The following is a 1,057-nucleotide window of genomic DNA, read 5'->3' on the forward strand; positions in this document are numbered from 1 at the left end:
AGGCTGAGATTATACCCTTACGACCTGATGCTGTTAATGCTGCCGTAGGCATTGTTTCGCACCGACCCGTTAGTAAGCTCGGACTGCCGGCAATACCTCCTTTTCAGTATCGTGGGGAGCACGTCTCCCTGAAGAGGTCCGCCGGAATGGTCAGGGCTTTTATTGTACCCCTTGGGGACGCAGAACCTAAACATATAGACCATGCAAGTATTTGTCAACAAGAAGGAGGTGCAGACCGAGGCCACCACGCTGGCCGCACTCATCCAGGAGCTGGAGCTGCCCCAGGTGGGGGTGGCGGCAGCCATAGACCAAAAGATGGTGGCGCGGACGCTGTGGGAAGATACGCCGCTGATTGAAGGTGCCCACATTACGCTGGTGCGGGCCGTGTGCGGCGGATAGGACGCCGGGCGAGTGCAGCTATTCCCCGCAATCGTTGTCTACGGGCACTCCGGCGAGGGCTGCTCAGCCGACTTAGGACTAAAACTTACTCCATTCTCAATCTCTATACATTATGTCTATACTCAAGATAGCCGACCGCGAGTTCAGCTCACGCCTCTTTGTCGGCACAGGAAAGTTTCGCAGCAATCAAGAAATGCAGGAGGCTATCGTAGCCTCGGGCACCGAGATGGTCACCCTGGCCATGAAGCGTATCGACCCGCTCTCAGGGGATAATGACGATATGCTTCGCCATGTGCCCCGCGAGCATATGCAGTTGCTCCCCAATACCTCAGGAGTACGTACGGCAGAGGAGGCCGTATTTGCCGCACAGTTGGCTCGCGAAGCCTTTGGTACCAACTGGCTGAAACTAGAAATTCACCCCGACCCGCGCTACCTCTTGCCCGACAGCATCGAGACGCTCAAGGCTACGGAGGAGTTGGTCAAGTTGGGCTTCGTAGTGCTGCCCTACTGCCAGGCCGACCCTACGCTCTGCAAGCACCTTGAAGAAGCCGGTGCAGCAGCCGTGATGCCCCTTGGTGCGCCCATCGGAACCAACCGCGGACTGCGCACCCGCGACTTCCTAGAGATTATCCTCGATGAGGCCAATGTGCCGGTGATA

The 1,057-nt window shown here is 57.3% G+C and carries 2 protein-coding genes; both read left to right on the forward strand.

All coding sequences use genetic code 11. The features are described 5' to 3' along the window. The first annotated feature begins 201 nt into the window (after window positions 1-201). Window positions 202-399 carry a sulfur carrier protein ThiS gene (gene thiS / locus Q4P78_RS09365; RefSeq protein WP_303340099.1) on the forward strand — a complete coding sequence of 66 codons (198 nt, stop codon included), beginning with the start codon at window positions 202-204 and terminating at the stop codon, window positions 397-399. A 112-nt stretch (window positions 400-511) separates the two neighbouring features. Next, window positions 512-1,057, forward strand: a 546-nt coding sequence (locus Q4P78_RS09370; RefSeq protein ID WP_303340100.1) for a thiazole synthase, incomplete at its 3' end; no start/stop codon positions are given.

It is taken from the genome of Rothia sp. (in: high G+C Gram-positive bacteria), assembly GCF_030540545.1.
Taxonomy (GTDB): Bacteria; Actinomycetota; Actinomycetes; order Actinomycetales; family Micrococcaceae; genus Rothia.